Annotated in this window: 8 protein-coding genes; 2 read left to right on the top strand and 6 right to left on the bottom strand. The window is 72.8% G+C overall.

Features of this window, described 5'->3' with window-relative positions; translation table 11 throughout:
• On the top strand, positions 1-329 hold a 329-nt coding region (locus E1281_RS35475; RefSeq protein ID WP_131884078.1), incomplete at its 5' end, for a YciI family protein.
• Here the strand turns inward: E1281_RS35475 and rlmB are convergent.
• The 6 genes from rlmB to E1281_RS35445 form a co-directional block, all read right to left on the bottom strand.
• Positions 326-1,246: a 23S rRNA (guanosine(2251)-2'-O)-methyltransferase RlmB gene (gene rlmB / locus E1281_RS35470; RefSeq protein WP_131884077.1), complete on the bottom strand. Its 921-nt coding sequence runs from the start codon at positions 1,244-1,246 to the stop codon at positions 326-328. The genes E1281_RS35475 and rlmB overlap by 4 nt on opposite strands.
• A gap of 106 nt (positions 1,247-1,352) precedes the next feature.
• A complete protein-coding gene (cysS, locus tag E1281_RS35465; protein ID WP_131884076.1) occupies positions 1,353-2,741 on the bottom strand; it encodes a cysteine--tRNA ligase in 1,389 nt (462 codons plus the stop codon).
• Positions 2,722-3,225: a hypothetical protein gene (locus E1281_RS35460; protein WP_131884075.1), complete on the bottom strand. Its 504-nt coding sequence runs from the start codon at positions 3,223-3,225 to the stop codon at positions 2,722-2,724. Before E1281_RS35460 ends, cysS begins: the two co-directional genes overlap by 20 nt.
• Before the next feature lie 201 nt (positions 3,226-3,426).
• Positions 3,427-4,695, bottom strand: coding sequence for a DUF6596 domain-containing protein (locus E1281_RS35455; RefSeq protein ID WP_243717728.1), 1,269 nt, complete (start codon positions 4,693-4,695; stop codon positions 3,427-3,429).
• Positions 4,692-5,048, bottom strand: a complete 357-nt coding sequence (locus tag E1281_RS35450) for a YciI family protein (protein WP_243717729.1) — start codon at positions 5,046-5,048, stop codon at positions 4,692-4,694. The genes E1281_RS35455 and E1281_RS35450 overlap by 4 nt, the downstream gene beginning before the upstream one ends.
• Positions 5,049-5,161: 113 nt before the next feature.
• On the bottom strand, positions 5,162-5,902 hold the full coding sequence (locus E1281_RS35445; protein WP_131884073.1) for a DUF6585 family protein: 741 nt from the start codon (positions 5,900-5,902) through the stop codon (positions 5,162-5,164).
• 247 nt (positions 5,903-6,149) lie between these two features.
• Here E1281_RS35445 and E1281_RS35440 point away from each other — a divergent pair.
• The coding region (locus E1281_RS35440) for a DUF2637 domain-containing protein (RefSeq protein WP_131884072.1) at positions 6,150-6,761 on the top strand (612 nt) is incomplete at its 3' end.

The raw sequence follows: 6,761 nt of genomic DNA, 5'->3' as shown, positions 1-6,761 counted from the left end.
CGCTCAACGTGATCCAGCCTGCGGGGTGGAAGCCGCCGCCTGAGGTGCTGGAGAAGGTCATGGGCGAACTGGGGGTGATACGGCGGCACCTGGAGGCGCAGGAAGTCTGGGTGTTCGGCAAGGCGCTGCAGGGGCCGGAGGCGAGCACGATGGTGCGGCTCAGGGGGGACGAGGTGGTCGCCACGGACGGGCCTTGGGCGGACGGTGCGGAGTTCGTCGGCGGGCTCGTGGTCATCGAGGTGGACAATCTGGACGCGGCGTTGCAGGTGGCGGCCAGGTACGTGCGGGTCACGGGGTTGCCGGTGGAGGTGCGGCCGTTCCAGGGTTAGGCCGCGCGTAGGCGGCTGACCTCGTACAGAGCGATGCCCGCGGCTACTCCGGCGTTGAGGGATTCGGCCTGGCCGGGCATCGGGATCGTGACGAGCATGTCGCATGTGTCGGCTACCAGGCGGCCCAGGCCCTTGCCCTCGGAGCCCACGACCAGGACGAACGGGCCAGAGGCGATGTCGAGGTCGGCCACGGTGACGGTGCCTTGGGCGTCCAGGCCGGCGACGAAGCAGCCTGCCTTCTGGTACGCCTTGAGCTGGCGCGTGAGGTTGGTGGCCTGCGCGACGGGGACGGTCGCCAGGGTGCCTGCGGACGTCTTCCAGGCGCCCGCGTTGATCCCGGCGGCGCGGCGTTCCGGGACGACGACGCCGGCGGCGCCGAAGGCGGCGGCGGAGCGGACGATCGCGCCCAGGTTGCGCGGGTCGGTGATGCCGTCGACCGCGACGATCAGCGGCGCGGGGCCGGTGAGCAGGTCGTCGGGGTGGGCATAACGGTAGGGCTTGACCTGGAGTGCGATGCCCTGGTGGACGGCGCCGTCCGTCAGGCGGTCGAGTTCGTTCTTGCCGGTCTCCAGGAGCGGGATCCGCCGGTCGGCGGCGAGCTGGATCGATTCGCGGACGCGATCGTCGGTGCCGGACGTCACGTAGAGGGCGTTGCCCGGCACGCCCGCGCGCAGCGCCTCGACGACCGGGTTGCGGCCGGTGACCAGTTCGGGGACCTCGCCGTTGGAGCGTCGCGCGCCCGCGGGGCGGCCCCGGGAGCGGTCTCCGGTCTCGGCGGTCTTGGCGCGGCCGCCCGGTCCCAGCGTCGTGGTGCCGGTGCGCTTGGCGCTCTTCACGGCGCGGGCCTTCTGGCGCTTGCCGTGCCAGTGCCTGTCCTCGGCCTTGGGAGTGGGTCCCTTGCCCTTGCGCTTGGCCATCTCGGTACGTCCCTCGCGATTGCGGCTCGCCCGCCCTTCGGGCGGCTCAGATCTCGACGGCGGCGAACCCCCGCGAACATGTGATTTTATCCGCCGCGCGCGGTGCTCAGTCGCGCTTCAGCTCCCAGCGGGGGCCCTGCGGGGTGTCCTCGACCAGAATGCCCGCCTCCGACAGGCCGTCGCGGATGGCGTCGGCGGCCGCGTAGTCCTTGCGGGCGCGGGCCGCCTGCCGCTGCTCCAGCGCGACGGCGACCAGGGCGTCCACGACGGGGCGCAGGTCCTCCTCGCCGGCCCGGCGCCACGACAGCGGGTCGATGCCGAGGACGTCCGCCATCGCCCGGACGTCCGCCAGGTGACCGCGCGCCGCGTCGTGGTCGCCGGACGCGAGGGCGCTGTTCCCCTCCCGGACGGTCTCGTGCAGCACGGCCAGGGCCTGCGGGACGCCCAGGTCGTCGTCCATGGCGGCCGCGAAGGCGGTGGGGATGGCGGCGGGCTCGACCGCGCCCAGGACCTCGGACGCCCGCGTCACGAAGCCTTCTATGCGCTGGTAGGCGGAGACCGCCTCGGCCAGGGACGCGTCGGTGTAGTCCATCAGCGACCGGTAGTGGGCCGAGACCAGGTAGTAGCGCACCTCGACGGGACGGGCCCGGTCCAGGAGATCGGTCAGCAGCACGACGTTGCCGACGGACTTGCTCATCTTCTCGCCGTCCACGGTGAGCAGCCCGTTGTGCAGCCAGTAGCGGGCGAAGCCGTCCCCGGCGGCGCGGGACTGCGCGACCTCGTTCTCGTGGTGCGGGAAGATCAGGTCGACGCCGCCGCCGTGGATGTCGAACGTGGCGCCCAGGTACTTGGTCGCCATGGCCGAGCATTCCAGGTGCCAGCCGGGGCGGCCCGGCCCCCACGGCGTCTCCCACGACGGCTCGCCCGGCTTGGCGCCCTTCCAGAGCGCGAAGTCGCGCGGGTCGCGCTTGGCGTCCTCGTTGGGGGTGTCCCCGGCGGACCGCATGTTCTCCAGCCGCTGGTTGGACAGCGCGCCGTACTCGTCCGCCCACGACTTGACGTCGAAGTACACGTCGCCGCCGGCCGCGTACGCGTGCCCCTTCTCGATCAGGCGGCGCATCAGCACGATCATCTCCGGGACGTGCCCGGTCGCGCGCGGCTCGATCGTCGGCGGCAGGCAGCCGAGCAGGTCGTAGCCCTGCGTGAAGACCCGCTGGTTGCCCTCGGCGACCGCGAACCACGGCACGTCCCGCTCCGCCGACACCGCGATGATCTTGTCGTCGATGTCGGTGACGTTGCGCGCGAACGTGACCGCGTAGCCGGACGCGCGCAGCCAGCGCAGCAGCACGTCGTAGATGACGCCCGAGCGCAGATGCCCGATATGGGGTGAAGCCTGCGGAGTCGCACCGCACACGTACATCCCCACACGGCCCTCTTCCAGGGGCTCGAACGCGCGGACGCTACGGGTGCCGGTGTCATAGAGGCGCAAACTCACAGAGCCAGGCTATTGGATCGGCGTGCGGCCTCGTGCCGCTCTCGCGCGGCGCGTGTCCCGGCGCGCCGGTCAGGACGCCGAGTACGTCGCGTCCATCCTGAGCGAACGCCTCCGCCTCCGTGCCGAAGCCGCCATGGTCGCCGGGGTAGGTCTCGGCCTTGGTTCCGAGGTGTCCGGCCAGGACGTGGGCGGCCTGGTTCGGTGGTTCGCCCGCGGACTCCTCGCCCGCGGCCAGGGTGATCCGGGCGGACGACGCGCGCAGGGCGTCGAGGTCGTGCAGCGAACGCCCGAAGGAGGGGACCTCGTATCCGACGAAGAAATCGGTGTTCCTCTCGAAACGCGCGAACATCGCCAGCAGCTCGGGATCCTCGGGTGCACCCGCGGCACCGTCCTCGCCGCCGCGCATGCCCAGCGCCGCGCCGAACGTCGCCATCGCCGGGCCGGCGCCGCCGTGCCGGTAGACCCGCTCGACCTCCGTCAGCACCGACTCCCAAGTTGCCGCGCCTGTCGTACGTCACGACCGTGTACCGGTCGGCGAGCAGCCCGGCGAGCCCGGCGTAGCCCGCCGCGTCGTAGATCCCGCCGCAGATCAGCAGCAGCACGGAACGGGAGCCGCGCACCTCGTAGTGCAAGGTCGCGCCGGGGACGCCGAGGGTTCGTGCGGTGGCTTGCATCGTTCTCTGCTTCAGTGCTTGAGGCGTGCGGCGCGTGATTCGAGGTAGCGCTGCTCGGGGAGGCTGGTCGTGCTCCTGGCGGCCTGCCGGTACGCCTCCCGCGCGCCGTACGCGTCGCCGGCCATCTCCAGAAGGTGGGCCCGGACGGCCGCGAGACGGTGGTGTCCGGACATGCGGTCGTCGTCGTGCAGCGGCCGCAGGAGTTCCAGGCCCGCCGCCGGGCCGTCCACCATCGCCACCGCGACGGCCTCGTTCAGCGTGACCATCGGGTTCGGCGACACGTGGGACAGCAGGCGGTAGAGGGCGAGGATCTGCGGCCAGTCGGTGTCCTCCGGGCGCGGCGCCTCCGCGTGGACGGCGGCGATCGCGGCCTGGAGCTGGTACGGGCCCGGCGGCGACCAGGTGAGGGCCTCGGTGATCAGCCGCGCGCCCTCCTCGATCGCCTCGCGGTCCCACAGCGTCCGGTCCTGTTCGGTGAGCGGGATCAGCCGGCCGCCCGGGCCGCTCCTGGCCGCCCGGCGGGCATCGGTCAGCATCATCAGCGCGAGCAGCCCGGTGACCTCGCCGTCGTCCGAAAGCAGCCGGCGCAGCGCCCTGGCGAGCCTGATCGCCTCGGCGGTGAGGTCGTCGCGCTGAAGGTCGGGGCCGCTGGACACCGTGTACCCCTCGTTGAAGATCAGGTACAGGACGTGCAGGACGGCCCGGAGCCGCTCGTCCCGCTCGTCCGGCGGCGGCATCCCGAACCGCGCGCCCGCCGCCTTGATCCGCTGCTTGGCCCGGCTGACCCGCTGCGCCATCGTCGCCTCCGGGACGAGGAACGCGCGGGCGATCTGGGCCGTGGTGAGCCCGCCGACCGCCCGCAGCGTGAGCGCGACCTGCGAGGGCGGCGACAGCGCCGGATGGCAGCACAGGAACAGCAGCGTCAGCGTGTCGTCGTGGTCGGCGGGGCGGTCCTCGTCCGGCGCGAGGCCGTCCCGCGCGGACGGGTCCCGGGCGAACACGGCGGCCTCGCGGTCGCGGCGGGCCCGGTCGCTGCGCCACTGGTCGGTGAGCCGGCGCGCCGCGACGGTGAGCAGCCACCCGCGCGGGTTCTCCGGAACACCGGCCCCGGCGCCGTCCGTCCACTGGACGGCGCCGGCGAGGAGGGCCTCCTGGACGGCGTCCTCGCAGGCGTCGAACGCCCCGTGCCCGTGCCGCCGGACGAGCGTTCCCAGGATCTGCGGCGCGAGGGTGCGGAGCAGATCCTCGACGTCCGGCGGCACCGGCACGGCCGGGTTCACATCTCCGTCCCGGACTGCTCCATGATCGCCCTGACCTCCATGTACCCGCCGAACCGGACGTCCGGCCAGCGCGAGGCGATCTCCACGGCCCGCTCGACCGACTCGCAGTCGACCGTGATGTGCCCGGCGAAGTGCTCCTTCGCCTCCAGGAAGGGCCCGTCGGTCACGGCCGGCTGCCCGTCCTTCGCCCGGACGGTCCTGGTCGTGGACGGGTCGGCCAGCGCGTCCCCGCCGACGAGCTCGCCGGACTCGGTCAGCTCCTTCATGAGCGCGTCGACCTCGCCGAACAGCTCGTCGCGCTCCCGCTCGGACAGCTCCTCCACGAAGCCGGGACGGTTGTAGATCAGCAGCATGTACTTCACGTGTGCTCACACCCCATCGAGTTCGGGCGGCGGCCCGGACGGCCGCTCGTCACAGAACGATCGGAGCCGCGGACGCCGTCTCGACATGCTCCGCGAGAATTCTCTCAGGAATCTCCGGCCAGCTCCCTGACCTGGTGGCACAGCACGGTGAACGCCAGCGCGTCCGGCATCTCCGCGGACACGGTCATCAGGTCCGTCCGGCCTGCGCACGCGTGCACGGTCACCAGTCCGTTGTCGATCGCGACGTCGCCGACGGCCCGCCAGGGGAGCCGCTCGCCGTCCTTCTCGACGCCGTCGAGGTCCACGGTGAACGGCGCCATCCGCACGGCCTCCCCCGCCTTCACCGCAGCCAGGTGGCGCGGGACGAGCCGGGCCGTCACCTTCTCGGCGACCGCGACCCCGAGCGTCCGCACGTCCGGGAGCTCGGGCCCGAGCCGCAGCACGCTCCCGTCGCTCCCGACGATCGTGAAGCACCATCGGGTGGGTCCGTCGCTCCGGCCGCGGACCCCCGACACGGTGACGGAGACCAGCTCGTCCCACGTGTAGGCGGCCTCGCCCGGCCCGGCGACGCGGATGCCGCCCGTGTGGAGGTGCACGACGCGGTTCCGGAGGCGCGGGCGGTCACGTCCGGCGATCCAGCCGACGGCCCCCGCGTATGCCATGGACAGCAGCAGCGCCGGGACGCCCGCCCACCACACGCGGTCGTGCAGGTAGACGATGGCCACCGGAACAAGCGCCAGGGACGCCAACACCAGCAGCGACAGCCAGGCCCACGTGCGCCGAGCGCCGAGCCGCCCGTCGAACGTCCGGACCGGCTCGCCGAGCCGATCCCGGGAGAACGCCACGCCGCGCGCTATCCGGCCGCGCGGGACCGCGGCTCACCAACGGCTCTGCCGTCCGGCATCACTGCCTCCCAGGGCCTGCTCGACGTCCATCACGCGCGTCGCTCATACGGGCGTTGCCCATACGGTACGTCTCATCGCATATCGCGCGCAGCGGGAAGTGATCATCCGCAAGTGGGAAGCCGTGGCCCCCGGGGCTGGCTAATCTCACCAGAGGACCCCTCAGGCGCCCTTCCCCGGAACGAGAGACATGCCATCTGATCCCACGCGGCCCGGCGGCCCCCGGTACACCCGCGCGCAACGGCGGATGCTCACCGCCGTCGCAGGCCTGATCGTCGCCGCGCTGGCGGCCGGGGCCTACGCGCTGACCTACGACGTGCTCCGCGAACTGGCGCTCGCGGGCGGCGTCGACTCCCGCTGGGCGCCGCTGTACCCCGCGATGGCCGACACCCTCGGCGCGATGACGATCCTGTCCCTCGTGATCACCCGGAACGCCCGCTGGTGGACGCGGCTCCTGCGCTGGACCCTGCTGCTCGTCCTCGTCGCCGGAGGCGCCGCGCTCTCCGTCCAGCACTCGGTCTGGGGCCTGTCCTCGCTCCCCGAGGACGGGGTCCGCGCCGGCGTCGCCGTCGCCCCGCACGTCATGCTGGTGATCGCCGTCTGGCTGTGGCTGACGATGTTCAAGCAGATCCGCGTCGCCCGTCCCGGCGCCGAGGAGATCCCGCCCGCCGAGACGCAGCGCGGCCACGTCAAGGTTCTCGAACCGGCGGCGCCCGGACCCCCGGCCCTGGAGGCCCCGCCGGACCCCGGCCCGGCCCGGGAGTCGTCCCTTGCCATCCTGGACGATCCCGAGCCCCTGATC

This window comes from Actinomadura sp. KC345 (assembly GCF_004348515.1).
Lineage (GTDB): Bacteria > Actinomycetota > Actinomycetes > Streptosporangiales > Streptosporangiaceae > Spirillospora.
Note: the sequence above shows the minus strand (reverse complement) of the source record. Positions and strands in the feature narration are given on the sequence as shown.

Excerpts from the sequence above, each read along its gene's own strand:
- rlmB (WP_131884077.1), bottom strand. The coding sequence starts at position 1,246 with ATGGCCAAGCGCAAGGGCAAGGGACCCACTCCCAAGGCCGAGGACAGG.
- E1281_RS35450 (WP_243717729.1), bottom strand. The coding sequence starts at position 5,048 with ATGCTGCTGATCTACAACCGTCCCGGCTTCGTGGAGGAGCTGTCCGAG.